This window comes from Natronorubrum thiooxidans (assembly GCF_900156475.1).
GTDB classification, from domain to species: domain Archaea; phylum Halobacteriota; class Halobacteria; order Halobacteriales; family Natrialbaceae; genus Natronorubrum; species Natronorubrum thiooxidans.
Genome location: NZ_FTNR01000003.1, coordinates 219,295 through 244,874 on the forward strand (window position 1 = coordinate 219,295; position 25,580 = coordinate 244,874).

General features: G+C 63.8%; 23 protein-coding genes. 14 read left to right on the forward strand and 9 right to left on the reverse strand.

Going from position 1 to position 25,580, the window contains the following annotated elements; genetic code table 11:
* Nucleotides 1–6: 6 nt before the first annotated feature.
* On the reverse strand, nucleotides 7–3,498 hold the full coding sequence (locus BW940_RS06330) for a PAS domain S-box protein (protein ID WP_076608351.1): 3,492 nt from the start codon (nucleotides 3,496–3,498) through the stop codon (nucleotides 7–9).
* 182 nt (nucleotides 3,499–3,680) lie between these two features.
* Between BW940_RS06330 and BW940_RS06335 the strand changes: the two genes are divergently transcribed.
* Nucleotides 3,681–4,616 carry a J domain-containing protein gene (locus BW940_RS06335; protein WP_328586620.1) on the forward strand — a complete coding sequence of 312 codons (936 nt, stop codon included), beginning with the start codon at nucleotides 3,681–3,683 and terminating at the stop codon, nucleotides 4,614–4,616.
* Between the two features lie 3 nt (nucleotides 4,617–4,619).
* Here the strand turns inward: BW940_RS06335 and menD are convergent, their stop codons facing one another.
* From menD to BW940_RS06350, 3 genes are read right to left on the reverse strand one after another with little or no spacing between them, the layout of a single operon-like run.
* The gene (menD, locus tag BW940_RS06340) at nucleotides 4,620–6,425 is read right to left on the reverse strand and encodes a 2-succinyl-5-enolpyruvyl-6-hydroxy-3-cyclohexene-1-carboxylic-acid synthase (RefSeq protein ID WP_076608352.1); all 1,806 of its coding nucleotides are present in this window, start codon (nucleotides 6,423–6,425) and stop codon (nucleotides 4,620–4,622) included.
* A gap of 4 nt (nucleotides 6,426–6,429) precedes the next feature.
* Nucleotides 6,430–7,779, reverse strand: a complete 1,350-nt coding sequence (locus BW940_RS06345) for an isochorismate synthase (protein ID WP_076608353.1) — start codon at nucleotides 7,777–7,779, stop codon at nucleotides 6,430–6,432.
* A gap of 48 nt (nucleotides 7,780–7,827) precedes the next feature.
* Complete coding sequence (locus tag BW940_RS06350; protein WP_076608354.1) at nucleotides 7,828–8,466, reverse strand: sulfite oxidase-like oxidoreductase; 639 nt, start codon at nucleotides 8,464–8,466, stop codon at nucleotides 7,828–7,830.
* A 220-nt stretch (nucleotides 8,467–8,686) separates the two neighbouring features.
* Between BW940_RS06350 and BW940_RS06355 the strand changes: the two genes are divergently transcribed.
* Both BW940_RS06355 and BW940_RS06360 read left to right on the forward strand, forming a co-directional pair.
* Nucleotides 8,687–8,986, forward strand: a complete 300-nt coding sequence (locus BW940_RS06355; RefSeq protein ID WP_076608355.1) for a hypothetical protein — start codon at nucleotides 8,687–8,689, stop codon at nucleotides 8,984–8,986.
* A gap of 212 nt (nucleotides 8,987–9,198) precedes the next feature.
* On the forward strand, nucleotides 9,199–9,420 hold the full coding sequence (locus BW940_RS06360) for a ribbon-helix-helix domain-containing protein (protein WP_076608356.1): 222 nt from the start codon (nucleotides 9,199–9,201) through the stop codon (nucleotides 9,418–9,420).
* Between the two features lie 30 nt (nucleotides 9,421–9,450).
* Here BW940_RS06360 and BW940_RS21720 read toward each other — a convergent pair whose 3' ends face one another.
* Nucleotides 9,451–9,612: a DUF7550 family protein gene (locus BW940_RS21720; protein WP_173834852.1), complete on the reverse strand. Its 162-nt coding sequence runs from the start codon at nucleotides 9,610–9,612 to the stop codon at nucleotides 9,451–9,453.
* Between the two features lie 144 nt (nucleotides 9,613–9,756).
* Between BW940_RS21720 and hisF the strand changes: the two genes are divergently transcribed.
* Together hisF and BW940_RS06375 are read left to right on the forward strand one after the other, a co-directional pair.
* Entirely contained in the window at nucleotides 9,757–10,572 is an 816-nt protein-coding gene (hisF, locus tag BW940_RS06370; RefSeq protein ID WP_076608358.1) for an imidazole glycerol phosphate synthase subunit HisF, read from the forward strand.
* A 93-nt stretch (nucleotides 10,573–10,665) separates the two neighbouring features.
* Nucleotides 10,666–11,493: a hypothetical protein gene (locus tag BW940_RS06375; protein WP_076608359.1), complete on the forward strand. Its 828-nt coding sequence runs from the start codon at nucleotides 10,666–10,668 to the stop codon at nucleotides 11,491–11,493.
* 116 nt (nucleotides 11,494–11,609) lie between these two features.
* Here the strand turns inward: BW940_RS06375 and BW940_RS06380 are convergent, their stop codons facing one another.
* On the reverse strand, nucleotides 11,610–11,894 hold the full coding sequence (locus tag BW940_RS06380; protein ID WP_076608360.1) for a DNA-directed RNA polymerase subunit L: 285 nt from the start codon (nucleotides 11,892–11,894) through the stop codon (nucleotides 11,610–11,612).
* A gap of 114 nt (nucleotides 11,895–12,008) precedes the next feature.
* On the opposite strand from BW940_RS06380, the gene BW940_RS06385 reads away from it, so the two are divergent.
* The 4 genes from BW940_RS06385 to BW940_RS06400 all read left to right on the forward strand — a co-directional run bounded on the left by BW940_RS06385 (nucleotide 12,009) and on the right by BW940_RS06400 (nucleotide 17,421).
* Nucleotides 12,009–13,835 carry a rhomboid family intramembrane serine protease gene (locus tag BW940_RS06385; protein ID WP_076608361.1) on the forward strand — a complete coding sequence of 609 codons (1,827 nt, stop codon included), beginning with the start codon at nucleotides 12,009–12,011 and terminating at the stop codon, nucleotides 13,833–13,835.
* Nucleotides 13,836–14,166: 331 nt separating this feature from the next.
* Nucleotides 14,167–14,910: an ABC transporter ATP-binding protein gene (locus BW940_RS06390; RefSeq protein ID WP_076608362.1), complete on the forward strand. Its 744-nt coding sequence runs from the start codon at nucleotides 14,167–14,169 to the stop codon at nucleotides 14,908–14,910.
* Entirely contained in the window at nucleotides 14,900–16,177 is a 1,278-nt protein-coding gene (locus tag BW940_RS06395; protein ID WP_076608363.1) for an ABC transporter permease, read from the forward strand. The genes BW940_RS06390 and BW940_RS06395 overlap by 11 nt, the downstream gene beginning before the upstream one ends.
* On the forward strand, nucleotides 16,174–17,421 hold the full coding sequence (locus BW940_RS06400; protein WP_076608364.1) for an ABC transporter permease: 1,248 nt from the start codon (nucleotides 16,174–16,176) through the stop codon (nucleotides 17,419–17,421). Before BW940_RS06395 ends, BW940_RS06400 begins: the two co-directional genes overlap by 4 nt.
* Here BW940_RS06400 and BW940_RS06405 read toward each other — a convergent pair.
* On the reverse strand, nucleotides 17,418–18,047 hold the full coding sequence (locus tag BW940_RS06405; RefSeq protein WP_076608365.1) for an METTL5 family protein: 630 nt from the start codon (nucleotides 18,045–18,047) through the stop codon (nucleotides 17,418–17,420). The two genes, BW940_RS06400 and BW940_RS06405, sit on opposite strands and share 4 nt — an antisense overlap.
* A gap of 135 nt (nucleotides 18,048–18,182) precedes the next feature.
* On the opposite strand from BW940_RS06405, the gene BW940_RS06410 reads away from it, so the two are divergent.
* Nucleotides 18,183–18,380: a TFIIB-type zinc ribbon-containing protein gene (locus tag BW940_RS06410; RefSeq protein WP_076608366.1), complete on the forward strand. Its 198-nt coding sequence runs from the start codon at nucleotides 18,183–18,185 to the stop codon at nucleotides 18,378–18,380.
* Nucleotides 18,381–18,440: 60 nt separating this feature from the next.
* Here the strand turns inward: BW940_RS06410 and BW940_RS06415 are convergent, their stop codons facing one another.
* Nucleotides 18,441–19,472 carry a disk-shape morphogenesis protein volactin gene (locus tag BW940_RS06415; RefSeq protein WP_076608367.1) on the reverse strand — a complete coding sequence of 344 codons (1,032 nt, stop codon included), beginning with the start codon at nucleotides 19,470–19,472 and terminating at the stop codon, nucleotides 18,441–18,443.
* A gap of 96 nt (nucleotides 19,473–19,568) precedes the next feature.
* Nucleotides 19,569–20,474: a cell division protein CdpA domain-containing protein gene (locus BW940_RS06420; protein WP_076608368.1), complete on the reverse strand. Its 906-nt coding sequence runs from the start codon at nucleotides 20,472–20,474 to the stop codon at nucleotides 19,569–19,571.
* 274 nt (nucleotides 20,475–20,748) lie between these two features.
* On the opposite strand from BW940_RS06420, the gene dph2 reads away from it, so the two are divergent.
* The 4 genes from dph2 to BW940_RS06440 all read left to right on the forward strand — a co-directional run bounded on the left by dph2 (nucleotide 20,749) and on the right by BW940_RS06440 (nucleotide 25,524).
* Nucleotides 20,749–21,798: a diphthamide biosynthesis enzyme Dph2 gene (dph2, locus tag BW940_RS06425; protein ID WP_076608369.1), complete on the forward strand. Its 1,050-nt coding sequence runs from the start codon at nucleotides 20,749–20,751 to the stop codon at nucleotides 21,796–21,798.
* Between the two features lie 280 nt (nucleotides 21,799–22,078).
* Entirely contained in the window at nucleotides 22,079–22,825 is a 747-nt protein-coding gene (locus BW940_RS06430; protein ID WP_076608370.1) for a DUF7344 domain-containing protein, read from the forward strand.
* A gap of 76 nt (nucleotides 22,826–22,901) precedes the next feature.
* Nucleotides 22,902–23,735 carry an MBL fold metallo-hydrolase gene (locus BW940_RS06435; protein WP_076608371.1) on the forward strand — a complete coding sequence of 278 codons (834 nt, stop codon included), beginning with the start codon at nucleotides 22,902–22,904 and terminating at the stop codon, nucleotides 23,733–23,735.
* 70 nt (nucleotides 23,736–23,805) lie between these two features.
* On the forward strand, nucleotides 23,806–25,524 hold the full coding sequence (locus tag BW940_RS06440) for an AAA family ATPase (RefSeq protein ID WP_076608372.1): 1,719 nt from the start codon (nucleotides 23,806–23,808) through the stop codon (nucleotides 25,522–25,524).
* Nucleotides 25,525–25,580 lie beyond the last annotated feature (56 nt).

Consider the following 25,580-nt stretch of genomic DNA (forward strand, 5'->3'; position numbering starts at 1 on the left):
TGCCGCTCACGACGCGATCGGTAACCGAACGGTGAACACGCTGCCCGTGACCGCCTCGTCGCCGGTCTGTGTCCGCTCATCTGTGGCCCATCGCTCTGTTCTGTCCGCGACCCAGACGTCCCCACCGTACCGATCGACGAGCGTCCGGACCAGATACAGCCCCAGCCCAGTTCCATCGCTCTCGAGGCCCTTCTCACCCTCCTCAAAGATCGTCGCTTTGCGTTCGTCGGGGATGCCCGGTCCGTTGTCCGCGATCTGGACCTCGACGTCGTCGCCTTCGACACTCGCAGACACCGTTATCACTGGAATCTCTGCATCGTTGTGTTCGATCGCGTTCGTCAACAGGTTCCGAAACACCGACTCGAGCATGTCGTCGGCGACGACCTCGAGGCGGGGAATCGTGCCCTCGGTCGTCACAACCGCGTTCTCGTAGGTTGACCGGATCTCGTCGAGTTCGTGCTCGAGCGTGTACCGGAGCCGGACCTGTGTCGGTTCGGTATCGGCCTGTAACATCACCTCGGAGACGTCTCTGGCCGTTTCGGTGATCGCGACGGCATCGCGTGCGCTTGCCAGGACCTGGTCGACGTACTCACGGCCTGCCTCGTCGACGACCTCCTCAAGCATCTCCGCGTAGGCCAACACCAACTGGAGGTCGTTGCGGATGTCGTGACGGACGACCTGGTTGAGTACCTCGAGGTTGTCCCGCTGGGTCTCGAGCTGTCGTTCGTACTCCTTGAGCTCGGTCACATCACGGGCATATCCCAGCACAGCCGCGTCGCCGGTCCCGGCGATTTCGTAGGGGAGTTTAGTCGTCTGGAGGATCCGCGTCTCGCCGTCGGCAGTGGTCAACGCTTCCTCGGAGCCGTGCATCGGCTCGCCGGAGTCGATGACCGCGATGTCGTCCTGGTGGAACTGGCGAGCCTGTTCGGTGTCGGGGAGCAGTTCGACATCCGTCTTCCCCTCGACGGCCGAGCGAGGGCGGTCGTAGTAGGTCGCAGTCGTCTCGTTTGCGAGGATGTACTCGCCATCGCGGTTCTTGACGAACAGCATGTCGGGCACGAGGTCGATGATCTGCTGGAGTTCGTCACGCGCCTGCTCGAGGGCTTCCTCGTACTGTTTCCGGTCGGTAATATCCTGAATCGTGCCGCGGATACGGACGGTCTCGCCGTCCTCACACTGTGGATCGCCACGGACGTGGACCCATCGACTCTCGCTTTCGTCGCCAAGTCGGAGCTCGAGATCGTACGGCTCGCCGGTGTCGATGGCCCGCTCGAACGCCTCTCGAACGACTGGCTGATCATCCGGATGGAACTGTTCGATGCCCTCGCCTGGCCCCGGTTCGTACTCTGTTGGCAGCCCGAAGATCCGACAGACCTGTTCGGTCCACCACCCTCGTTCAGCCTGCAGATCGGTCTCCCAGGCACCGATCGCGGCGATTTCCTGTGCCCGCTCGAACAGATCGGTCTGGCGTCTGCGCTCGCGCTCACGTTCCTTGCGCGCGGTAATGTCACGGGAGAGTGCCAGAATCCGTTCCGTCTCGTCGAGCGTGATTTTGCTGATCCAGACCTCGACTGGGTACGTCGAGCCGTCTTTTCTACGGTGTCTTCCCTGGACTGTCGCCGTCTTCCCGACGTCCATGGTCGTCCACAGCTCACGAAGTTCCTCGAGATCATCCTCGACCTCGATATCGCCAACAGAGAACGAGAGCAGTTCCGCCCGGCTGTAGCCGAGATCCGTGGTCGCTCGATCGTTGACGTCGACGATGGTCCCGTCCGTGTCGTGGACGAATATCGCGTCCGGAGAGCGATCGAACAGGACACGAAGTCGCTCTTTGCTGTGTTCAAGCCGCTGTTGGCGCTCCCGTCGCTCGGTAATATCGCGGACGACGCTGACGACACGTCCGTCCTCGAGGTGGGCAAGCGAGAGCTCTTTCGGGAAGGTCGACCCGTCTGCGCGGACGCCAGTTGCTTCGCCACGCCACGCCCCCTCTTCGGCAAGCGTCGGGACGACGTCGTCTTCGAACCGCTCGATTTCGTCGTCCGAGAGCAGCGTTCGCCAGTCGGTACCGATGAACGCCTCGCGGTCGGCGTAGCCGTAGATCTCGGCGTGGGCCTCGTTGGCGTAGATACAATTCCTGTCGTCGTCGAGAATCGCCATGCCGTCCATCGACGCCTCCATCGCGGCTGCCTGCCCGAGGACACCCTGGGCTCGCTCCTGGTCAGTCATGTCGACGAACAGCGCGTGGGTGCCGATCGTCTCGCCGGTCGGGTCCCGCCGTGGCGTCGACTGGAGCTGCGTCGACAGCCGTTCCCCATCACGGGTGATGAGCGTTCGCGATTCGGTCACGGACTCGCCTGCCCGCGCCCGCTCGTGACCACCGGTTGCAAGCTTCGTCGCCGACGGCTCGGCGTACACGTCGGCGAGTGGCTGGCCGCGTAGCTCCTCGCGAGCGTAGCCGAGTTTCCGTGCAAACCGTCGATTGCAGTCGTCGATAACCGGCTCGCCGTCTTCGGGGTCGGTGCGTGTCAGCGCCACCATCACCGGCGCTTCCTCGAACAGTTCCTGATACTGCGCCTCGTACTGGGTTTGCAACTGGACGCGGTGGTAGGCGTGGGCAATCGTCTTCCCCAGCTCCGCCAGCATCGCTTGCTCGTCCGGCTCGAACACGCCCGTCCGGTCCGCATAGACGTTCAGCACGCCGTAAAGCGTGTTTTCGTGGACGAGTGGCACGGCAGCACTGGCCCGATAGCCGCTCTCGAGGGCGTCGTCGCGCCACGATTCGTACGCCGGATCCGACTCGAGGTCCTGGACGACCTGCAAGGAGCGCGTTTGAACCGCCAGACCCGTCGGGCCGCGACCGGTCGCTGTGTCGTCCACCGTGATCTCGAGCCCGGAGAGATATCCCGACTGATGGCCTGCAGAGGCGCGGGGGACGACTCGTTCGTCGGCGTCCCGATACTCGCCGATCCAGGCGAATACGTACGGCTCAGCGTCGACGAGCATCTCGCAGACGGCGGTATCGATCGCCGCTCGAGACGTCGCGTGGACGAGTTCGGACTGGACGTTCCTGACGAGCGCTGCCACACGTTCGTACTTCCGCGCTCGTTGTGCGGCCGGCCGCTGCTCGATCGCGTCCATGATCGTTTCCGCCAACTGATCGGCCGTCGTCTCCGCATCGAGTCGCAGATAGTCAGTAACGCCGGCCGAGATTGCGTCGCTCGCCACCGCCTCCGACCCCTCTCCGGTATAGAGGATAAACGGGCACGTCGGCTGGTGCTCACGCACGCTGGTCAGCAGTTCGAGTCCGTCCGTCCCGTCCATTCGGTAGGCCGAAACGACCCAATCGATCGCCCCGTCCTCGAGGACGTCGAGGGCCACAGCAGGGTCCGACGTCGAGCGGACGGTCAATCGATCATCCATGGACTCGAGTCGGGCGGCAGTCCGTTCTAGCCGGCCGACGTCGTCGTCGACATGGAGAATCCGAACGTCAGCGGTCATTGTAGGGCATACCGACCGTTGCCAATTGAATCTAGTGTTTCAGCGACTGTCTCGAAATTCGGAGAGAACGAAATTCTGTATTGCGATTATTGATTTATCTGTCGCCGTTCCACCGGTAGCACAGACGCTGGAATACGTCCACGTTCGACAGGTCACTGTGACAAGACTTTCCCCGTCGCCGAGTGACGGCACTCGTGTCGATGGGCGAGACGTACTACGACGTTCTCGAGGTGGGTTCCGATGCCACACGAGACGAGATTCAGGCGGCGTATCGCGAGCGCGTCCTCGAGACCCATCCCGACCACAACGACGCCCCCGACGCGGCCGCACAGTTCAAGCGGGTCGCAAGGGCGAAATCGGTGCTCACCGACGGCGACGAACGAGCCAGATACGATCGCCTCGACCACGACGCCTACGTCCGACTCGCCCAGCAGTCGACCGCCTCGAGTGAGGCGAAAACGACGGACGAGGCGAACGAGAGTCACCGAGACGACGGTCGGACACGGACCGAAACTGACCGAACACGCTCGCGGACGGCGTCGGACCGAACCGATCGGGCTGCGAGCCATCACGCGCGTCACCGGCGTCAGCGACAGCGAAGGCAGGCCCGCACACAGGCGACAGATGAGTGGCCGTTCGACCGCGACGAGGCAGCCACGGCCACGGGTCACACGCATGCGACGGCCAACGATACCGAGCCATCGAGAGCGAGCGAGTCACCCGCAGACTCGACGGCCGACTTCCGGTATGCCGTCCACGATTGGGACGGCAACATCGACCTCGAGTGGGACGGCCGGCTGATCGATCACACGACGGCGGTGACACTCGGCTGTCTCTGGCTCCTGTATCCGATCCTCGTCGCGGCGACTCTCACCCCGCTGTTCCCGACGGTCGTCAACGGTATCGTCGCCGCGTGTACGCTGGTGCTTGTCGGGGCGGTCCTCACGAAACCCTGGATCGCGACCGCGTTGTTCGGGTTCTGGAGTCTCGTGTTCCCGCTCGTGATGCTCCGGAGCACCGTCGTCGAATCGGTGTCAGTTACCGGACTGCTCGCGCTCGGATTCGTCTGGGTGCCGTTTGGCTACGCGCTCGGACTCTGGTGGGCACTCCGGCCGTGAACGCTACGGACGTCCCGCGCCGATTTCGTCACGGACCCGCTCCCGAAGCGCGTCCCGTCGCCGGTGGTTCGCGTCCGACTCGAAGTCGACAGCGAGCACTTGAGTCCCCTCGGACTCGAGCGATTGACGGTACGCGGAGACAAACTCCACGGGAGCGACGCGCTCGAACTCGAGGCCATACAGGTCGCCCAGTGGCTCGAACTCGAGGCCGTGGGGCGTTTTGAACTGGTCGGTAAACGGCGGCTCGAACTCTTCGATCGGCAGTTTATGGAAAATGCCGCCGCCGTCGTTGTCCAGCAGAACGATCGTCGCATCGACGTCACAACGGTCGACGGCGAGCAGGCCGTTCGAGTCGTGATAGAAGGCCAGATCCCCGGTGACGAGAACGAGCGGCTCGTCAGTCGCGCTGCCAGCGCCCAGTGCTGTGCTCGTGATGCCGTCGATACCGCTTGCGCCACGGTTCCCGAGCACCGTGAGATCGGTCGATTGTGGCCGACCGAACCGATCTGCGTCCCGAATCGGCATACTGTTCGAGACGAAGACGGTCGCCGGATTCGGTGCGTTCTCGAGGACCGAAGCGAGGATCGCCCCCTCGAACGGGTCGGCCTCGAGCGTCTTCGGCGCGAGTGCGTCGTCACGAACGCGCCAGTGAGCGCGTTCGGCGGCGTCGAATCGGGCTCGCCACTCGCGTTCGTCAGCGTCCGTTTCGGTCGTTGCTCCGTTGTCGAGCGCCTCACACAGCCTCTCGAACACGGGGCCGGGAGCGGCCGCGAGCAGTTCCGTCGCGGTGAACGTCGCCTCGCGCCACGCCCCGGCGGGGTCGAGCAGGAACTGGCGGGCATCGCTGTCACGTAGTGCGTGGCGCAGCGGCTTCGAGGTCGGCGAGGCACCGAATCGGACGACGACGTCCGGTTCCGGCAGCTCGCTGATGTAGCCGTCGTAGCCGCCGTAGACGCGGCGTTCGTCGGCGTCGGTCCCGACGTGAGGGCCGAATCGAAGGTTCGAGAGCGGATCGGCGAGGATCGGTGCGCCGATGTGGTCGGCCACCGCGACGACGTCGGCTGGCTCGAGCCCTGATAGCGCTGCTGGGTCAGCCGGTCCAGCCACGATCAGCGGGCGTTCGGTGTCTGCGAGCGCGTCAAGGAGCGGTCGAAGCTGGTCGACCTCGAGCGTCACTGAACCGGTCGTGGTCTCGACGAATGCTCCCTCCCGCCCTGTGCCGGCCAGCGTCTCCGAAAACACCTCGGGAACGTCTCCCGGAACCTCGAGTGGCTCGAGCGGCTTGCGGAACGGACAGTTCAGGTGGACGGGACCAGGATCAGGACCGCCGGTTTCGGCGAGTGCCCGTGCGGCGGTCGTCCGGAGGCTCCGTACCTTGCGCTCGTCGGCTTCGGGGTCGGGGAGTTCCGCATACCACCGAACCGTGTCACCGTATAGTTTGACCTGATCGACCGTCTGGTTCGCGCCGCTGTCGCGGAGTTCGGCAGGGCGGTCGGCCGTCAACACGAGCAGCGGCACGCGGGCCTGATCGGCCTCCATTACAGCAGGATGAAAGTTCGCCGCCGCCGTCCCCGAGGTGCAGACCAGTGCCGTCGGCTCGCCGGTCCGGCGTGCGCGCCCGAGCGTGAAAAAGGCCGCCGAGCGCTCGTCGAGATGCGAGTAGACGTCGACCTCAGGATGGGCGGCGAAGGCGACCGTCAGCGGCGTCGAGCGACTGCCAGGGGCGATGCAGACGGCCTCGAGGCCGCCCGTTGCGAGTTCGTCGACGAGGACGCGACCCCACAGCGTCGCGCGATTTGGTGCACTCATCGGATCACCGCAGTTCGTCGAGGATCGGTCGGAACTTGAGCTGTACCTCGTCCCACTCGTCGTCGGGGTCGCTGTCGGCGACGATGCCGCTGCCGGCAAAGAGCGTCACCGTGTCGTCGCTTGCGACCCCGGAACGGAGGCCGACCGCGAACTCGCCGTCACCGGCGGCGTCGAACCAGCCGACGGGCGCGGCGTACCAGCCACGATCGAATGTCTCCGTATCGCGGATCGTTTCCCAGGCCGCTGCGGGCGGCACGCCACCAACGGCGGGCGTCGGATGCAGGGCTTCGACGAGTTCGAGGACGTGTCGATCCGCCTCGAGGGTCGCCGTAATCGGTGTCTGCAAGTGCTGAATCGTCGCGAGCCGTCTGATCGTCTGCTCGGCGACGGCGAGTTCGGACGCGAGTGGCTCGAGTTGGTCGCGAATCGCCTCGACGACGAGGCCGTGTTCGCGCTGGACCTTCTCGCTGTCGCGCATCTCTTCGGCGTGGGCGTCGTCTTCTTCCGGCATGTCGCCGCGTGGCACGGAGCCGGCAAGTGCCTCCGTCTCGACGCGGTCGCCGCGTTTCGAGACGAGGCGTTCGGGTGGCGCACCGAAGAAGGTCTCGTCGGCGTCGGGGCCGATCAGGAACCGATAACAGTTCGGATACTGCCGGCGCAGGCGCTCGAGCGTGCCGGGAACGTCGATTGACTCCTCGAGGCTGACCGACAGCGATTGGGCGAGGACGACCTTCGTGATCGTCCCTCGGTCGATGCGCTCGAGGGCGGCTTCGACCTGCTCGGTCCAGGCCGCCTGCGAGGTCGTCCGCTGTGTCGATTCGACGCCGGGGCCGGTGCCACTCGGCTGCATCGCCGGGAGGTCGGCCAGCCGGTCGTACCAGCGCTCGAGGCGTTCGGTCGCCGTCTCGGCATCGGTTGCAACGGCCGTCAACCAGGTTCCCTCCTCGCTGCGGACGACGAGCGTCCGTGGGATCACGAACGAAGCCGCGTCGAAGCCGGTCCAGGGTGGTCCCGGCTCGTGCTCATCGTGAAACGAAAACCCGCCGAACGCTCGCGGCCGAGCCACGCGCGGCCCGCTATGGTCTACTCCGGCAAACGTTCGATCGGCAGCCGCTCGAATGCGGTCGAACCGGTCCGGCCCGCGAGCGGATAGTCGTGCGGCGATGCCCCGTCCGACGACCTCGAGGCCGTCGGGGGTGGCCCACAGAACTCGAGACTCGTGTTCGGCATCGACGATCGCGCCGAACGACACGTCCTCGAGTTCGCGGCTATAACTAACGAGATCGGTCGGTTCGTCGGCTGGCGGTGACTCCGTCTCAGCCGTCAGTCGACGCCCACCCGACGATCCATCCATTGATCGCATCTCAGGACTGCCGCGTCTTCAGCCTAACTATTCCGGGTGCTAGCTGTACCGTTCTTCCTGCCACGGGTTTGCCGTCCGGGAGTAACCACGCCGCTCCCAGTAGCCGCGTTCAGGCTCCGTCAGGAACTCGATGCCGTCGACCCACTTTGCGCCCTTGTAGGCGTATCGATGCGGGGTGACGACCCGCAGTGGGCCGCCGTGGTCGGCCGGCAGCGGCTCGCCGTCGTACCCCCACGCGAACAACACCCCCTCACGCAGACAGTCCTCGAGCGGGAGGTCGGTCGTGTAGCCGTCGAGTGCCGAGAACATGACGTGGACGGCCTGCCCCGAGTCCGTCGGGTTGCCCGTCGACCGTCGCTCGTCGACGTCGTCGATGACCCCCGCACGCTCGGCGAGCTCGAGGAACGGAACACCGGTAAACGCACAGTCGAACATGCTCCAGCCGGTGACGCAGTGAAAGTCCTGTTGCTGAGTCTCGCTCGGCAGATCCTGAAACTCGTCCCACGAAAACGTGAGTTCGTTTTCGACGGCCCCGGTGACAGTAAATTCCCACGTCTCTGGGTCCCACTCCGGCGTGGGCCCTTTCGAGAGGACCGGAAACGCCTCGGTTTCGCGCTGTCCCGGTGGAAGCCGCTCGTCGCCGAACTCCTCGTAGAGTTCCGTGACGTCCTTGTGCATACCCGTTCGTTCGTGTCGACGACTGTAGCTGTGACGCCTCCAGTCGACATAAGAGCGCACGATCGCCCCGAGTGAGACGACTGGCAGAACCAAGACCGGATTTCCGGGACGGCACCGTGATCGAAACGGATCGAAACGGTTCGTTTGACGACACACTTCGCGCCCTTTCTTGTGAAACCCTCGCCACCTCTTAGTACCGTCTCGCCGATACTCGTCCCGTATGGCGAGCAAACAGCAGCTCACGGAACGAGACGTCTCCGGACAGATGGTAGAAGAAGCTGGCGAGCAGGCCCTCGGCCCGGCAGCCCTCGCGTCGGCCGCATCGGTCGGACTGTCGTTGTACTACTTCTTCGTCCGCGGGGACCGCCAGCTCGGCGCGTTCGTCGGCCTCTGGCCGCCGACCATCCTCGCGTTCGCGAGTTACTTCAACCAGCGGAAGATGCGCCGACAACTCGACTCGATCACCCAGCCGGGGACGACGCTGAAGAACGCGCTCGATTCGATGATGGGGAATAAATAAGCTGACCGCAACACCCACGACGAGCGCGCCGATCGCCGTCCTGAAACCGGTCTCACGATCGATTTCGCCTGGTTTTCCGTCAGCGAATTACTCGAGGGAGAGACAGTGACGGCTATGAGACGCTACTCCATTGATCTCACCGTGACTGATTCGCTCACGCAGTGTGGTGTCCCCGTCAAACCTAAATACCCCCTCGCCGAAAGCCGAATCAGATGCCGAAAGTAGAGATCACCATACCGGAGCACCTCGAGATGCAGATCGCCCAGATGGTCGAACGCGGCGAGTTCGTCAACCGGGAGGAAGCGATCGAGGATCTCCTGTCGACGGGCATTAAGGCCTACAAGACCAGTGGACCGATGGACGAAGAAGAGGGTACAGGTACCGGCCTCGAGGACGACGGCATGATGGGCCACGACGACGAGTACGTCTTCTAATTCCTGCGTTTCGCGGTGACGATCGTTGTTTTATAGTGCAATCGTTAGGAGCGGGATCCCGAACGCGATTGCCACGCCGATCGCCGTGACGACAAACCCGATGCCGACCGCGCTCGAGGAGTAATCGCTCATCGGTGCCGTCGTTCGTTCGGCCGAGTCCTGAGCCGCCGTCTGGTCCGTGTCGGCTGTCATATGAGCGTGTTGTCCACTCGCCACAATAAAGACATCCATCATCGGCACTGACGGCCGTGTCCGATCGATCGCACGAGCGGGGGAGCGATTGCTCGATCCAGACGGCTTTACTACCCGGGGTGCAAACCCTCGCGTAACAACCACATGACGCTGACCAAACGAATCATCCCGTGTATCGACGTCGACCTGGACGAAGATGGGAACCCGGCGGTCTACACTGGCGTTCACTTCGAGGATCTCAAGTACACCGGCGATCCGGTCGAGATGGCCCGCGCGTACAACGAACTGGGGGCCGACGAGTTCGTCTTCCTCGATATCACCGCCTCAGCGGAGGGGCGTGAGACGATGCTCCACGTCGTCGAACAGGTCGCCGACGAGGTGTTCATCCCGCTGACCGTCGGCGGCGGCATCCGCACCACAGACGACATCAAAGAGACTCTGCGCGCTGGCGCGGACAAGGTCTCGATCACGACAGGCGCACTCGAGCGCCCCGAACTGGTCAACGAGGGTGCGAAAGCCTTTGGCAGCCAGTGTATCGTCATCAGCGTCGACGCCCGACGCCGCTACGACGAGCAGGGTGAGAACTACATCGAGATCGACGGCGAATCCTGCTGGTTCGAATGTACCAAGAAAGGCGGCCGCGAAGGGACGGGAATCGACGTCCTCGAGTGGGCCACAGAGGCCGAGTCCCGCGGTGCGGGCGAACTGTTCGTCAACTCGATCGACAAAGACGGAACGAAAGACGGCTACGACATCCCGCTGACGACGGCCGTCACCGAGACCGTCGATACGCCAGTCATCGCCTCCTCGGGCTGTGGCGGCCCAGAGGATATGTACGAGGTGTTCACCGAGGCCGACGCCGATGCCGGACTCGCCGCGTCGATCTTCCACTTCGACGAACACTCGATCAAGGATGTCAAACAGTATCTCGACGAACGGGACGTTCCAGTCCGGCTTTAGGCCGCACGCGAACACGGCGATACGAGACGTCTTGACTGCTTTTCGTTCCGATTTCCAACACGCTTATACCGACACAGTTGTGCTCTACAACCAGTGAAATGGCGGTGTACGTGGTGTGGCAAACCACACGCGGAAAACGACCCACCCTGTGACAACTGCGGGCACAACACCTTCGAAGAAGCCGTCGTCCGCGAGGGAGACGAGCCGACGGTTTCGCCGACCGAAACGGTCGATACCGGGACGACGTACGTCTGGCAGTGTCCGAACTGTGGTCGCCAGCACGTCAGGAACAACCCACCCTGTTCGCGCTGTGGCAATCCCGACCTCAAGAAGACCGAGCAGACCTACGACGACGTTGCTCGCGACCTCGAGACCCCGAGTTGGCTCGAAGTAGCCAGACCCTACGCCCCGATCCTCGTCGTCTTCGCGGTGGTCGCTGCACTGTTTGCGACCGGCATCGTCCCGCTATCGATCATTCCCGGCGTCGGCGCGCCGTCGCCACCCGACGCACCCGGCGAGGGCACCGAGGCGGCCGGGATCGACCTCGAGGCGACCGAACGCGAGGTTCACGAGCGACTCGAGGCCGACCGCGCTGCAGACGAGTCACGAACGTACGACAACGACCTCGCGGCGTACGCCGAATACCTGAATCGCGCGCTCGTGGCGATCGAATACGACGATGCGAGTCCGGCACAGGTAACGCCGAGCGATTTCGGTGTCGACTGCCAGCGTGATCCGATCGTCGGGCAAGCGGAACCGACGCTCACGCTCTCTGACTACGATGATGAAGCCGCGCTCGCCGATGCGGTGGCCGACGCCTTACAGTCGAGCGACAGTCTCGGTGGGGCAGACCGCACCGCCGAAGGAATCGACATCCACGTCGTCGACGAGTCAGTCTACGTGTTCTACGCGGCGTGCTAGTGGGCCGGTTTTGAATGATCACGAAACTGGTCGCTGACCGTGGCAAGCCGGACTCGAGCGTCGAGTCCGAAATCGAAGAAACGAGAGAATCGGGGCTCGGCCCGGGGCTGTCGCGTTTATGCGGCTGCTTCGAACGCGTCCCGGAACGAGGTCGCTTTCTCACGAACGTCGACTGCAGCCTCCTCGAGTGCCTCGAGGGGGTCGACGCCGGCTTCGGTTTTGATCGTCAGGATCGGTTCCGTCTGGCCACCTGACTGTTCGGGATTCACGTCGTAGGTGGCAGCGCTTACGTCGTCGTGCTCGAGCAGTGCGCCCTTGAGGACGTTCATAAAGGTGTGGTCCTCGCCGGTGATTTCGATCGAGAGTTCGTTCTCGCTGCTCTCGGTGACCCGCAGTTCCATAGTCTCGTTTCCGTTCGTCGGCTGCTTGTACCTTTCCTTTCGGTCGAGTTCGGTCCGGGTGAGTACCCGAATGGGAGAGGAAATCCATATACAGTCTCGCCCGAACCAGAGGATATGGTCCCGACTGGGGCGCTTTTGGAGACGATGCTGCCGCTGCTGACGGTGCTGGCGCTGCTCGTCTCGGTGGCGACCGTCAGGCGACTCCACCGCCCCGAGCGTCGATGGGGAGACGTCGCTCGCTCGCGCCTCGTGATGGGGGTGCCCTGGGGCTCGCTGGTCGTGATTGGACTCGTCTGTGGTGTCTATCTCCTCGTTCAGGATGGACTCACGGCGTTCGACGACCCGGTGACGATCCCCTACCGGGCGTACTCGTACTTCTATCCGCTCGGAATGTTGACGGCGTCGTTTTCCCACGCTGGGCCGAATCACCTCATCGGCAATCTCTCCGGAACGATCGTCGTCGCTCCCATCGCGGAGTACGCGTGGGGTCATTATCCGACCGGACGGGACGAGGCATCGTCCGGCTCGTGGCGCACCGATCCGTGGGTGCGGGCGCTGGTGATCTTCCCGCTCGCCGTCGTTGGGATCGGGACGCTGACGAGTCTGTTCGCACTCGGCCCCGTCATCGGCTTTTCGGGCGTCGTCTTCGCGTTCGCTGCGTTTGCACTCGTCCACTACCCGATCGCCACCATCGTCGGCGTCCTCGGCATACAGGGCGTCCTCGTGACACTCTACCGCGCGCTTCAGACACCCATCGGCGTCTACGTCGCCGAGTCGAGCCCGCCCACAGCGCCGTCGTGGGCCGGAATCGCCATTCAGGGCCACGCGCTCGGCTTCCTGATCGGGCTCGTTCTCGGGATCGCCGTGCTCCGCAAACGTGGGCTCCAACCCGATCCGCTCAAATTCTGGCTCGCAACCTTGCTGTATGGCTTCGCACAGGGGCTATGGCAGATCTACTGGTTCGGCAGCGAGGACACCTTCATTCTGTTTCAGGGACCCGGTGTCCTCATCGTCACCGCGCTTGCGCTCGTGATCACACTCGCGGTCACGGCCTCACGAAGGCCCGTCGCCCCACGGCGGCTCGAGGGCCTGCTCGCTCGAGTCCGTCGAAAACGCTCCAAATCGTCCGTCGAGCGCTCGCTCGAGATCGCTCACGCTGCCGGCAACCGGGCGACGGCGACGACATCGCGACTCGAGCGCATCAGCGCACTCGCATCGGCGGAGCGATCGCGCGGGTCGGGCCGGCTCTCGGCCGTCGACCAGCAACGGGCCGCGTCCGTGGTCGTGCTCCTCGTGCTCGCGATCGTCGCCGGAATGGCGATCCCGGTCAATCTCTTCGTGCTCGCAGACACCACCACGACCGCCGACACCGCGATCGAGATCGAGGATTACACGGTCCACTACGCCGAGGGCGTCGAAAACGAGCTGACGGCCCCGGTCAGAGTGGGGCCGCTCGAGGACGCCGTGTCGATCGAATCGAGCGGCGTGATCGTCGCCAGCGAGCGGCGCCAGCTCTGGCTAGAGTCCGTACCGGCCCGGCAACTCGCGTTCACGGGCGAGGAGTCCGTCGTCGTCGGCGGTCCCGGCTGGCGCGAGACCGTCCACGTCGAGCGGACCGGGTGGGAGCCAGTCGGCAACGACACCGTCTATCGGATCGACCTCTGGGCCGACGGCGACGACCGCCAGCTCGCCCACGAGTCCAACGGGTCACGCGCCGACGTCCGCATCGATAATCGGACCGTAACGATCACGGTCGAGGACGGGACGTTCATCCTCGAGGTCGAATCGCTCGAGACCGACACCGTCGAGACGACGGCGATGCCCGAAGACGGGGAATCGACGGCTGCCGGTGGGCTGACGTTCGACCGCGACGAGGGGACGGTCTACGCGCGTTCGGATGGGACCCGGGTCGCCGTTGCAAGTGCGGAGACGTACGACTGAGACGGTCTGCTGTACCGATCACCAGCGGCAGGAGTCGGTAATCGGCGGTCAGTGACGACAGCAGTCCGTATGAATGCTGTCACCGCTCGGACGCCGGCAACGTGTATCGAAAACAGAGCGTCATCAGTACGTGTACGTTTCACCCACGCCGACGCTGGTTGTCGGTGCCAAACACGTTGCTGTACAGGACGGTCGCAACTCGCGTACAGTAGCGGCTGCAAACCAGTTCGTTGCACACGGGCAACGAAGTTAACGGCGTCCTTGCTGTGGGAAGCCGGAGAGAAACAATGGCCGGCTGTGCCATCGGTCCGAGCGAGTTGAATCCGGACAGATGAGCAACCACGCACTGGAGCAGGCGACCGCCTCGAGCGGCCAGCGGAGTACCGACGCCGAATCGACGGCAGCCGTTCGCCTCGAACGCGTCACCCACGAGTACGGCTCGAGCGGCGACCGGGCAGTGACGGCGCTCCGGAACGTCTCCGTCACGGTGCAGACGGGCGAAATCGTCGGCCTCGAGGGCCCAAGCGGGAGCGGCAAGTCGACGATTCTCCACGCGGTCACCGGGCTGTTGGTCCCGATTGACGGCACCGTCGAACTGCTCGGAACTGATCTCACTGGACTCTCAGATCGGAAGCGGACGCGACTGCGGCGACAGCACATCGGCATCGTCTTCCAGCGGTTCCATCTCCTGCCGTCGCTGTCGGCGCGGGCGAACGTCGCGTTGCCCCTCGTGCAGGCAGGGGTTCCGACGGCGACGCGACGCGAGCGCGCCGAGACATTACTCGAGCGAGTTGGACTCGCAGATCGCACGGGTCACCTGCCGGGCGAGCTCAGCGGTGGCGAACGCCAGCGCGTCGCCATCGCGCGGGCGCTCGTGACCGATCCCGACGTCATCGTCGCCGACGAGCCGACGGGTGAACTCGACACGGCGACCGGCGCGGACGTGCTCGACCTGTTGACGGACATCGGCCGCAACCGGGCCGTCCTCGTTGCCTCACACGACGACGCGACGCTGTCGGTCGCCGACCGCGTGGTCGGGCTGCGCGATGGACGGGTGGTCACGGATGGGCGGTGACGACGAGTTCGACGTGAGTTCGGGCGGCACACGCCGCGCTCGCTGGCGCGGGCTCGTCGGCATCTCGGTGATCCGGCTGTGGAAACGCATGGTCACGACCAGATCCGGCCGCCTTGTGGCGACGATCGGTGCCGTCGCGCTGACGATCGCGCTGCTGGTGGTCGTCACGGGTATCGCACTGGGGCTTGCCGACGGTGGTGCAGTCGCCGATGACGACGCTGACGTTCGGATCGCCCCCGAAGAGAGCGCCACGCTGTCGGCCGTCGACGGCGTCGAAGGGCCACGGCTCGGCGCGACGAACGACCGCGCCGAAACGATCCGCGCCGAGGACGGCGTCGCACACGCCTCGCCAGTCCTCGTCGAACCCGTCCAGCTCGAGTCGACCGACGGCGACCCACGGACACTGCTGCTCGTCGGTGTCGTCCCCGACGACGAGCCGCGGACCGTCGGCGGACTCTCGACCGAATCGCTCGAGTCGGGCGGTCCCCGCGACGCGGACGACTCGTCCGACGGGCCACCGGCGGGCGAGATCGTCCTCTCGGCGACTGCTGCGGATCGCCTCGAGGCGGACGCCGAGGAGACTCTCACGGTCACTGGACCACACCGATCGGACGAACGACCGGCACCGTCGTTTACCGCGAGCGCTGTCGAAACGGCCGGCGACGATGACCTCGAAACGCCGATCGCGCTCGTGCACCTGCGAGATCTCCAGACGGTCGCCGGCGCTGACGGCGGCCAGCTCGCCGACCATGTCCTGATCTGGGGCGACGCCGACGCGGCGACGGCGGCTGCCGCCGAGGCGTATCCCGACGCGACGGTCCAGGCGACCGACGGCACCGATCCGTCCGCGCTGTTCGGCGACGGGCTGGCGTTTGCGACGAGCCTGCTCGCGCTGATCGTCGGCGTGACGATCTGTGCATCGTTCGTCGCGACGACAGCCGGGATGACGGTTAACGAGGATCGGCGAACCCTCGCCGTCCTCGAGTCGGTCGGCTACCCAACGCACAGTCGCCTCACGATCATCGCGGTCTCGACGCTGCTCACCACACTCTGTGGGGCGCTACTGGGGATCATCCTCGGCGTGGGTGGCATCCATGCGCTCAATACTGTCGCCAGCGCGACCGTCGCCCCTGGAGCCGTCGCAGCGGTGCACCCGGTGTTTGTCCCCTACGCTATCGTCGTCGCGCTCGTCTCGGGGCTCGTCGCCGTGCCCTACCCGCTCGCGGTCGCCGCTCGCACGTCCGTCCTCGCGGAGGTGGGCCGATGAGTCTGCAGCGCATCGCCGTTCGAACGCGAGCCGTCGTCGGCCTCGCGCTCGCACAACTCCGCCGTGCACCCGGCCGGACCGCACTCACCGTCGTCGCCGTCATGCTTGCCGTCCTCTCGGTGACGCTGCTTGCCAGCCTCGGCGTCGGCGTCGTCCAGACGGGCGAGGACGGCCTCGAGAACGCCAATCGAGATATCTGGATCTCGAGCGATCCGATCGATCCCGCCGCCAGCGGGACGGCAAACCCGATCGTCGGGTCGCACGGTGTGTCGGCCGATATCACCGAGCGCGACGACATCAGCTCCGCCTCGCCGATCGCGATGCACGAGGTCTATATCGGGACCGAATCCGGCGACCTCGAGCGGACGTCGGCCGTCGGCGTTCACGAAACCCACGACGGGTTCGACTTCGAGGCCGGTGGCGGGTTCGAAACCGTGCTGAACGTCTCGGCGGGCGAGCATCTCGAGCACCAACGTACTGGCGAGCCGACGAACGAGGAGATCGTGCTCGATCCCAACACGGCCGAGACACTCGACGTTTCGGTCGGAGACACGGTCTTTCTCGGGACCAGTCGAGAGACAGCGCAGGATCACGAGTTTACCGTCGTCGGGATCGCGGCGTACTACTCGCAGTATCTGGGGTCGGACGCGGAAGCCGTCCCGCTGACCGACCTGCAGGCCGTCGCCGGGACCGCTGGCACGGATCGAGCGACGTTTATCACCGCAAGCGTCGAGGACGGGGCCGATCGGGACGCCGTCAGCGACGACCTCGCTGCCGAGTATCCGGCCTACGACGTCCGCACCAGCGACGAGCAGGTCGGCGCGATGTTCGAAGAACGATCGCTCGTACTCGCCAGCGGGGCGACGCTGGTCGGCCTCGCCCTCGTCGGCGGCATCGTCCTCACGATCAACCTGTTCGCGCTCGTCGCCTACCAGCAACGGGACGAACTCGCGGCGCTCCGGGCGATCGGCCTCTCACGATGGGTGCTCGCGGGCACGATCGGCGTCCAGGGGCTCGTCATCGGCCTTTTCGGCGGCCTCGCGGGTCTCGCAGCGACACCCGTCCTCACGATGGCACTCAACCACCTCGCGTCGTCGGTCGTCGGCTTCGATTCGCTCCTGCAGACGCCACTCGAGGTCTACGTTGCCGGCCTCGCACTCGCGATCGTCGTCGGAACGGTCGTCGCCGTCGTCACCGGCTGGCGAGCCGGCCGCTACGCGCGTCTCGAGCACCTCGAGGGCTAAGCCCACTCGATCCGGAACACTTCCGCCTCGAGCGTCTGCTCCGCTTCGGTGTGAAAGTCGAACCGCTTTGCGATCGGGAACTCGGCGCTGAACGCGTGTGTCACGTTGCCGCCTTCGTCGGCTGCGAACGACTCGACAAATTCCTGACTCCCCTCGTTGTGGATCGTATACGAGACGCTCGCGATCGAACTGATCGCCTCGAGAAAGTCGCGGTCGGCGTGGCGGTTGCCACGCTGTGCGCCAAAGGGCGGGTTCGAAACGACGGTGGCGTCGGTACACGAGAACGGTGGTCGGGTCGCGTCACCACGGAGCCACTCGAGCATCCCATGGCCCGCCTCGTCGATCCGGGCTGCGTTCTGTCGGGCCACGGCGAGCGCGTCGGGATCGATATCGATCCCCACGACACGATCGGCTCCCGCGAGCGAGGCGGCGATTGCCAACATTCCCGTCCCGGTACCGAGATCGACGACCCAGCCCTCAAGATCGTCCTGCAGGCGGGCCTGATGGCAGATGTGGGCGGCAATCTCCGGCGGCGTGAGATACTGCTCGAGGGCGGCGTCGGGATCCGAAAAGTCCGCAAGCGTCTCGAGCGCTCGAGCGAGCGTTCGTCGCGACGGGCCGGCCATTTCGAGAGGGTTGCGCCTCGAGTGTCATAGCTCCGTCGGGTTCACGGCTCGCGCTGGCGGCTGTTCGTCGACGCGGTGTTCTGTAGACATGACAAGTTCGAATAGAGTTAAGAAGAGGCCGTCTAACAGATGAGTATGGAGTGTCCACGGTGTCAGCGCTCGCTCGAGGAACTTTCGCTGGGTGACGTTTCGACAGTGGCCTGTCCACACTGTGGATTCGCGGACGTTCCCGTCGACCACGTCAGCGAGGACGACGAACCCGAGACCTGGCGGGACGCGTTCAACCGGTTTTACGAGGACACCGTCGGTCGCGAAGACGCCACTGAACGCTGAGGACTGCAGTATCCGAAACCGCGAACGTCGCAGTGGACGTCCACGGAGACTATCGCGAACTTACTCGTTTGCAGCGGCCGCTTCCGCTTCGTCGTCGCTGGTGTCGTGGTCGACGTCCTCGTCGGATCGGGCGGCGACAAGGCCACCGCGTGCCACACTGTAGAGTGGCTCGTTGGCGTGGGTGACGCCGCTGATCGAGAACGGAATGTTCGCATCACTGAGATGGTCACGGAACAGCGCCTCGAAGCCGCTTGGGCTCGAGGTGCCGCCGGTGACGACGACGGGCACGTCGAGCCCTTCCTCGACGTCTTCCTCGTCGACTTCCTGGACGATTTTGTCGATGACGTAGTCGAGCAGGTTCTCGTAGTAAATCGAGAGCGCCCCTTCGACGCCGCCGACGTCGGTCGTAAAGTCGAGTTCGAAGTCGTCTTCTTTGATCGAGGTCACCTTGTCGACTGGTGTCCCGGTTGCACGGGCTGCCTGCTCGTCGACCCAGTCGCCACCGCGGGCGACGGAGAACTTCATGACGGGCACGGCGTAGTAGGACAGACAGACGTTCGTCATTCCGGCACCGAAACTGATGCCGAGTCCGGTGAAGTTGTTGTCCGCGAGTTCGCTGTAAATGACGGACATCCCTTCGTTGATCGGTTCGGCGTCGTATCCCATGTCATTGAGGAACGACTCGATCGTCTTCTGGTGGTACAACGTCGAGAGATCCGAATCGATCGGATCCGCCGGGGAGGAGAAGTAGAGCTTCTCATCCGGATAGGCCGGTTCGCCAACGACCTGTTCGATGATGAGTTTCATCATCGGGATCGCGCTCTTCTCGTCGTTCGAGAGGATCCCGTGTTTCATCGGGCGGCGGGTTTCCTTATTGAAAATGTTCGCAAAGTTGAGTGCGTCGTCGCCGACGACGTACACCTTGTCGTCTTTGCGGATGTGCAGCACCTCGCTTCGCGAGAGCATCTGCTCGGCCATATCCGAGTACTCGATCTCTACGAAGGAGTTGCGCTGTTGTACGAACACCGTATCGTTGCCATCCTGTTGGGCCGACAGGATGTTCATCGTCCCAACGTCTAGGCCTTTTGCCATAGTCGAAAAAGGCCACCGATGGATTATAAATCTATGTGGAATATCCACATCTCAACTAAGAGACGATATGCCTATTTTAACCGCATAAGAAGGGAATTACTCTCGGCGAAGGAGCGAACGGAATCGCTCGAGTAGCCCCGAGATCGGCGTCGACGAGCCGTCGTCGTCTGCCGTCGCCAGTTCATCGATCCGCTGTTGTTCGCGCAACTCTTTGAGTTTCGCCGTCTGGTCGTCGACCGTCGACTTCGAGGTGGTCTGTTTCGTCTCGCCGCCTTTCAGTCCCTTGAGGCCGGCGACCTGTGCGTCGACGCCGGTCGATCGGGTCGTCTTCGCCGCGCCGTCGGTGTTGACCGACACCTCGTCGAAGTCGTCTTCGGAGAAGCTGAGTCGCTTGTGTTCGGTTTTCTCGACGCCACCCCAGGAGAGTTCGACGTCTTCCATCGCGTCGTCGATATCCTGCTGGACGTCGAACTCTGGCTCGTCGTCTTCGTCCACCTCGTCGTCGGCGTTGGCCTGCGTGACGGCACGCGCCATATCGAGGTAGTGGGCAATCAGTGCCGCACCGGTCGAGGCAGTGAGCCCGGCGAGTCCGATGGCGTAGACGGCGACAACCTCCGCGGTGTAGTCGTTCCCGTAGCCGTTCCAGTCGTCGGGGTAGGCATACAGGAAGCCAGCAACGGCCGCGAGCGTGACGGCGACGCCGGCGATCGACGCGTACAGGACCCGACGTTCCGACGGCAACAGGACCACGATCCCGAGCATCAACAGCGGCAGCGCGACCATGGCGATCCCGTACGCCGGCTCAGCCCACGTGACGTGGGCGATACTACGGGCCTCGAAGGTGCCGCTCCAGAAAAAGAGCACCAGCGCGACGAGCGCGAGGCCGATCCCGCCGAGGAACAGACCGAATCCGACGTAGACGTCTGTGCGGTCTTCCGGTTCACCGATGTATCGACGGTAGAGGTCGAAGAGATACCCATCTGCAGGCTGTTCCGCTGACATTAGCCCCTCGTTTAGACTCCAGTACTATGACTGTTGGGACAATTGTAACTCTCCACGGAACTGACTTGACCGAGAGTCAACACGCTCGAGCGACCACGGACGCTCGATCGTCGCTCGACCGGCCCGCCGTCAGCTCGCCACAGTCGGTCTCGAATCCCCGGTTGGCAGCGAGCGATGCCCTCGAGTGACGGCGACTCTCGGCTCCCGATGTCTCTCGAAGAGCCGAGGTTGGCAAAGCGCCGCCGTTATACGTTCGTGGCCGCTAGGACGGCCAATGAGTCAGGAGTCGGAGTACACCGAGGGCGACCTCCGGAACACCGGAATGCGTCTCAAACACGATCGCGAGTGGGACTACGAACTCGAGCAGATCGTCGACGCAATCGAGGAGCGAGACGCCACAAAGGTCGGGTTGCAGTTCCCCGAAGGATTGAAACGACGTGGCCCTGCTGTCGCCGACGACCTGCGCGAGCTGGCCGGCGACGACGTGACGTTCATGCTCTCGGGCCAGCCGTGTTATGGGGCCTGTGATCTGGACACCTATCTGATGAAACGCACCGACGTGTTCGTCCACTTCGGTCACTCGCCGATGAAGAACACGGACAAGGTCATCTACGTGCCGCTGTTCTCGAACGTCGAGGTCGAGCCGATCATGGAAGAGGCACTCGAGACGCTCGAGTCACCCGAGGAGACCGCAGACGTCGGGCTCGTCACCACTGCCCAGCACATGAACCGCTACGAGGAGATGACCGAGTTCTTGGAAGCACGCGGCTACGAGGTCCACAGCCGTCGCGGCGACGAGCGCCTGACTCACGAGGGACAGGTACTGGGCTGTAACTACGCGAGCGCAGACGTGCCCGCAGACCAGGTGCTCTACGTCGGTGGCGGGAAGTTCCACCCGCTCGGGCTGGCGATGGAACATCCCGACAAACACGTCGTCATCGCCGACCCGGTCAACAACGTCGTTACCGTCGCGGATACGGACAAGTTCCTCAAACAGCGCTACGGCGCGGTCCACCGCGCGATGGACGCCGAGAAGTGGGGCGTTATCTTCTGTACCAAAATTGGGCAGGGCCGCTGGGAGCAAGCCCAGAAGATCATCGACGACAACGACAACGCCTATCTCATCACCATGGACGAGGTGACGCCCGACCGCCTCCGGAACTTCGATATGGATGCCTTCGTCAACACCGGTTGTCCGCGAATCACGACCGACGACGGCCCGCAGTTCCACAAGCCGATGCTCACCCCCGGCGAGTACCGAATCGCCGTCGGCGACGAACCCCTCGACAGCCTCTCGTTCGACACGTTCCACGGCACCTGGTAGTCGATTCTACCGTCTCGAGCAGAAATCCGTTCGGGAGAGTCATAGTCAGACCGGCCGCTGTCGCTAACGCGCCAGTGGAGCCATCTACTGCCCAGACAGTCCCATCAGAAAGACACGCATTTAGAATTGAATATCTATCTCTTATATCGAAATACGGTACTACTCTGCAGTATTATACAGTTAAGAGTGACAGAATATCAGTCATACACCGGTAATTAGCGACTGATCCCAAACCAGTTTGGGCAAGTTCTTTTGCCCGGGTAGAATAGAACAGTAGCTGATGAGTAGCCCAGACGGCTCCGGACGACCGAGATACGATCGAGACGGGCTCTTCAGCGCGCTCGCCGACGAGACCCGGCGCGAGGGCCTCCAGATCACCCACGAGCAGTCGCCGACTGGGCTCACAAAAGCCGAACTCGCTGCCGAACTCGTCTCGAGAACCGCTGTCGACACAGCCGCCACGGTGACCGACGACGATCGACAGCGTGCGCTCGTCGACTGTCACCACCGGCTGATTCCCGCGCTGGCCGACGCTGACCTCATAACGGAGTTCGATGACCGAATCGTAGCGACCGACCACTGGGCGTTCGACGACGCCGAACTCATGACCGTGATCGCTGGGCAGACAACCGATTACGGAACTGATCTCGACGCGTTGTTCGAGGCACTCGCCGACGCCAGACGCCGAACGACGATCACCGTCCTCGAGGATCGACAGCAACCGCTTTCAGTTGACACGCTTGCCCGTGAGATCACAGCCAGCGAGGCGACCCCGTCCGACGGCGAGGATCCACAGGATCGGATCGAACAGACGCTGTCGACGCTGACGCACGTCCATCTCCCTATCTTACACGATTCGGGGCTCATCGGCTACGACGCTCCAGCGCGCCGCGTCTCGTATGAGGGCCACCCGATGTTACATGCTGGCTGGCTCGAGGAGACACACGAACGCGGATCACACGCGGACACTCGGGATCGGTTGCCGGAACCGGGACCGGAACTCGTCCGATCCGGTATCGAACGGTAAGGGCGACTCGCGATCGGGTCCACGGCCCAGAACGGATACAATAACACTTACCCACTCGCTCCTCTCACCCTCGCACATGATTGAAAGCGACTGGGGAGACTGGCTCGTTCGCGACGTCGAAGACGCAGCCCCCGAGGGTGTCGCCGTCTGGTATCTCGGCTGTAACGGCTTCGTTCTCAAGGGGTCCGAGGGAACGACGATCTACATCGATCCCTACCTCGGGCTGGGCGATCCGCCACGAACCGTCCGGATGATTCCCGTGCCGTTCGATCCCGAGGACGTCGCCGAGGCCGACGCAGTCCTCGCGACGCACGAACACACGGATCACGTCCACGGCGCAAGTCAGGCCCCAATCCTCGAGTCGACGGGGGCGACCTTCTACGCGCCAGACGACAGCCTCGCCGTCGCCCGTGAGGAAGAAGCGTGGGAAGACGAGTGGGATCTCGAGGCCGATCAGTTCGCCGAAGTGAGCGAGGGTGACACCGTCGACATCGGCGAGTTCACCGTCCACGTCGAGGTGGCCAACGATCCCGACGCAACCCATCCGGTCAGCTACGTTTTCGAGCACGATGCCGGAACGTTCTTTCACGGCGGCGATACGAAGCCGACCGACGAGTTCGAGCGCATCGGCGATGCGTACGACATCGACCTCGGTGTCCTCGCGTTCGGCACCGTCGGCCGGATTCCGGACAAACAGACGCGCGAACCGAAGCGGACCCGCTGGTACAACGACGAAAACCAACTCGTCGAGGCCGCCTCGGCCCTCCAACTCGAGCGAGTGTTGCCGAGCCACTGGGATATGTGGCGCGGGCTCACGGCGGATCCGAAAGCGCTCCATCACCACGCAAAGAGTTTCGCGTCGCCACAGCGACTGGAACTCGTCGAGATCGGTGATCGGGTCGACCTGTAGCGATTGACGAATAACTTGATCGTGAGATTGTCCGCACAATTTATAGTAATGGTGTGGTAACGTTGGCCTCATGAGTACCACCGCTGACACGGACGACGTGATCGAGGTCAGTGCTGATGGATTGTCGGTCGAAAAAACGTTCACGGCGGATGAGTTTCCCGTGCCTGCGATCCGGTTCGAGATCGACTCGGACCACGACGAGCAGGTCGCATTCCGACTCTCCGAGGAGGTTCCCGAGTCGTTCCCGATGGACAAAGTCGGATTTCACCCTGACTACCACAGCGACGACTGGACGGCGTTTCAGGACAACCACGTCGAGTTTACCGGCCGGATCGAGCCGGACGAACAACTCGTAACAGTCTATGGCATTCGTATCGACGACGAGAGCGACGCCGAACCGTTCATGACGGAGCCGGAAATTGTCGAGGTCAGCCCCGACGGCGAGGGTGGCTCCGACGCTGAAACGCTCGATGACGACGTCATCGGCAACATCGTCGAAAACGATCGCAACCAGCCCGTCAAGGACATGATCTCCGGTGAGTCGGATACCGTCCCCGGACTCGAGGACGAGGAGAGCGAGGAAACGGCCGCCGACGATGCTGCTGCTGCGGCTGAAGCTGACGAGCAGACCGACCTCGAGAATGAAGACGGCGGTCTCGACCTCGATCTGGATCTCGGCGACGTGGAGACGGAGCCCGAGCCGGTCGACGACGAGGACGAGCCGGAAGACGACACGCCGGACATCGATCTCGGGTTCGGTGAAGACGACATTCCGGGTTCCGACGACGAGGATGAATTGAGTGCGACTGGCCTCGAGATCGACCTCGGTGACGACAAAGACGACGAGGACGACCTCGACGAGGAAGACGAGGAAGACGTCAAACCGGACCTCGACGACGAAGAGACGGACGAGACCGATGACGTCGAATCGGATCTCGACGAGGAAGACGCCGAACCGGACCTCGACGACGAAGAGACGGACGAGACCGATGACGTCGAATCGGATCTCGACGAGGAAGACGCCGAACCGGATCTCGACGACGAAGAGACGGACGAGACCGATGACGTCGACGAGGATGTGCTCGAGGACGACGTCGAGGACGATCCTGAGGACGACACTGAGACTGCTCTCGAAACGGCCGCCGCCGAGTCGACACCGGATGCAGACGAGTCGACACCGGACGCAGACGACAGCCCGGTGGCTGAGACGGCTGCCGAACCGGCACAGCCAGCGGCCGACACGACGGCTGCGACGACAGCGACGACGTTCAATGGCTCCGTTGTCGACCAGCTCGTCACGGAACTCCGTGACGGCGACCTCGACGAGGACGAGCGGGAGGCTCTCCGGTCGGCACTCGATCTCGAGCCGTCCGGCCCCGAGATCGCGAAAGTCGAGCATCTCCAGTCTCGCATCGAGGAAGTCGCTGCCTACACCGACGCCCTCGAGCAGTTCCTCGAGGACAACGGCACCGGAAAACAGCTCATCGAGGACGTGCAGGCGGATCTCGAGTCCATCGAAGCCGACCTCGACGAAATGGACGACCGTGTTGGCGGTACCGAGGATCGTCTCGATGACGTCGAGGACGAACTCGAGGCTGTCGACGACGACGTCGACGCCCTCGAAGACGACGTGACTGACCTCACGGACGATGTTGACGATCTCGAGGCAGACGTCGAAGCCCTCGAAGACGGCCTCGAGGATGTCGAAGACGACATCGAAGACGTGCGCGCGGACGTGACGGACATTCAGGAGTGGCGCGACCAGCTTGGCTCGATGTTCTCGAACTAACGCGGTATCGTTCCCGAAACGCAACTCGTTTATCCGTTGCCGGTCGAGAATCGGTC

Bases quoted from the DNA above. Each gene is read 5' to 3' on its own strand.
- BW940_RS06330 (WP_076608351.1), bottom strand. From the start codon at position 3,498: ATGACCGCTGACGTTCGGATTCTCCATGTCGACGACGACGTCGGCCGG.
- menD (WP_076608352.1), bottom strand. From the start codon at position 6,425: ATGAGTGCACCAAATCGCGCGACGCTGTGGGGTCGCGTCCTCGTCGAC.
- BW940_RS06345 (WP_076608353.1), bottom strand. From the start codon at position 7,779: ATGGATGGATCGTCGGGTGGGCGTCGACTGACGGCTGAGACGGAGTCA.
- BW940_RS06350 (WP_076608354.1), bottom strand. From the start codon at position 8,466: ATGCACAAGGACGTCACGGAACTCTACGAGGAGTTCGGCGACGAGCGG.
- BW940_RS06355 (WP_076608355.1), top strand. From the start codon at position 8,687: ATGGCGAGCAAACAGCAGCTCACGGAACGAGACGTCTCCGGACAGATG.
- BW940_RS06360 (WP_076608356.1), top strand. From the start codon at position 9,199: ATGCCGAAAGTAGAGATCACCATACCGGAGCACCTCGAGATGCAGATC.
- BW940_RS21720 (WP_173834852.1), bottom strand. From the start codon at position 9,612: ATGACAGCCGACACGGACCAGACGGCGGCTCAGGACTCGGCCGAACGA.
- hisF (WP_076608358.1), top strand. From the start codon at position 9,757: ATGACGCTGACCAAACGAATCATCCCGTGTATCGACGTCGACCTGGAC.
- BW940_RS06380 (WP_076608360.1), bottom strand. From the start codon at position 11,894: ATGGAACTGCGGGTCACCGAGAGCAGCGAGAACGAACTCTCGATCGAA.
- BW940_RS06385 (WP_076608361.1), top strand. From the start codon at position 12,009: ATGGTCCCGACTGGGGCGCTTTTGGAGACGATGCTGCCGCTGCTGACG.
- BW940_RS06390 (WP_076608362.1), top strand. From the start codon at position 14,167: ATGAGCAACCACGCACTGGAGCAGGCGACCGCCTCGAGCGGCCAGCGG.
- BW940_RS06395 (WP_076608363.1), top strand. From the start codon at position 14,900: ATGGGCGGTGACGACGAGTTCGACGTGAGTTCGGGCGGCACACGCCGC.
- BW940_RS06400 (WP_076608364.1), top strand. From the start codon at position 16,174: ATGAGTCTGCAGCGCATCGCCGTTCGAACGCGAGCCGTCGTCGGCCTC.
- BW940_RS06405 (WP_076608365.1), bottom strand. From the start codon at position 18,047: ATGGCCGGCCCGTCGCGACGAACGCTCGCTCGAGCGCTCGAGACGCTT.
- BW940_RS06410 (WP_076608366.1), top strand. From the start codon at position 18,183: ATGGAGTGTCCACGGTGTCAGCGCTCGCTCGAGGAACTTTCGCTGGGT.
- BW940_RS06415 (WP_076608367.1), bottom strand. From the start codon at position 19,472: ATGGCAAAAGGCCTAGACGTTGGGACGATGAACATCCTGTCGGCCCAA.
- BW940_RS06420 (WP_076608368.1), bottom strand. From the start codon at position 20,474: ATGTCAGCGGAACAGCCTGCAGATGGGTATCTCTTCGACCTCTACCGT.
- dph2 (WP_076608369.1), top strand. From the start codon at position 20,749: ATGAGTCAGGAGTCGGAGTACACCGAGGGCGACCTCCGGAACACCGGA.
- BW940_RS06430 (WP_076608370.1), top strand. From the start codon at position 22,079: ATGAGTAGCCCAGACGGCTCCGGACGACCGAGATACGATCGAGACGGG.
- BW940_RS06435 (WP_076608371.1), top strand. From the start codon at position 22,902: ATGATTGAAAGCGACTGGGGAGACTGGCTCGTTCGCGACGTCGAAGAC.
- BW940_RS06440 (WP_076608372.1), top strand. From the start codon at position 23,806: ATGAGTACCACCGCTGACACGGACGACGTGATCGAGGTCAGTGCTGAT.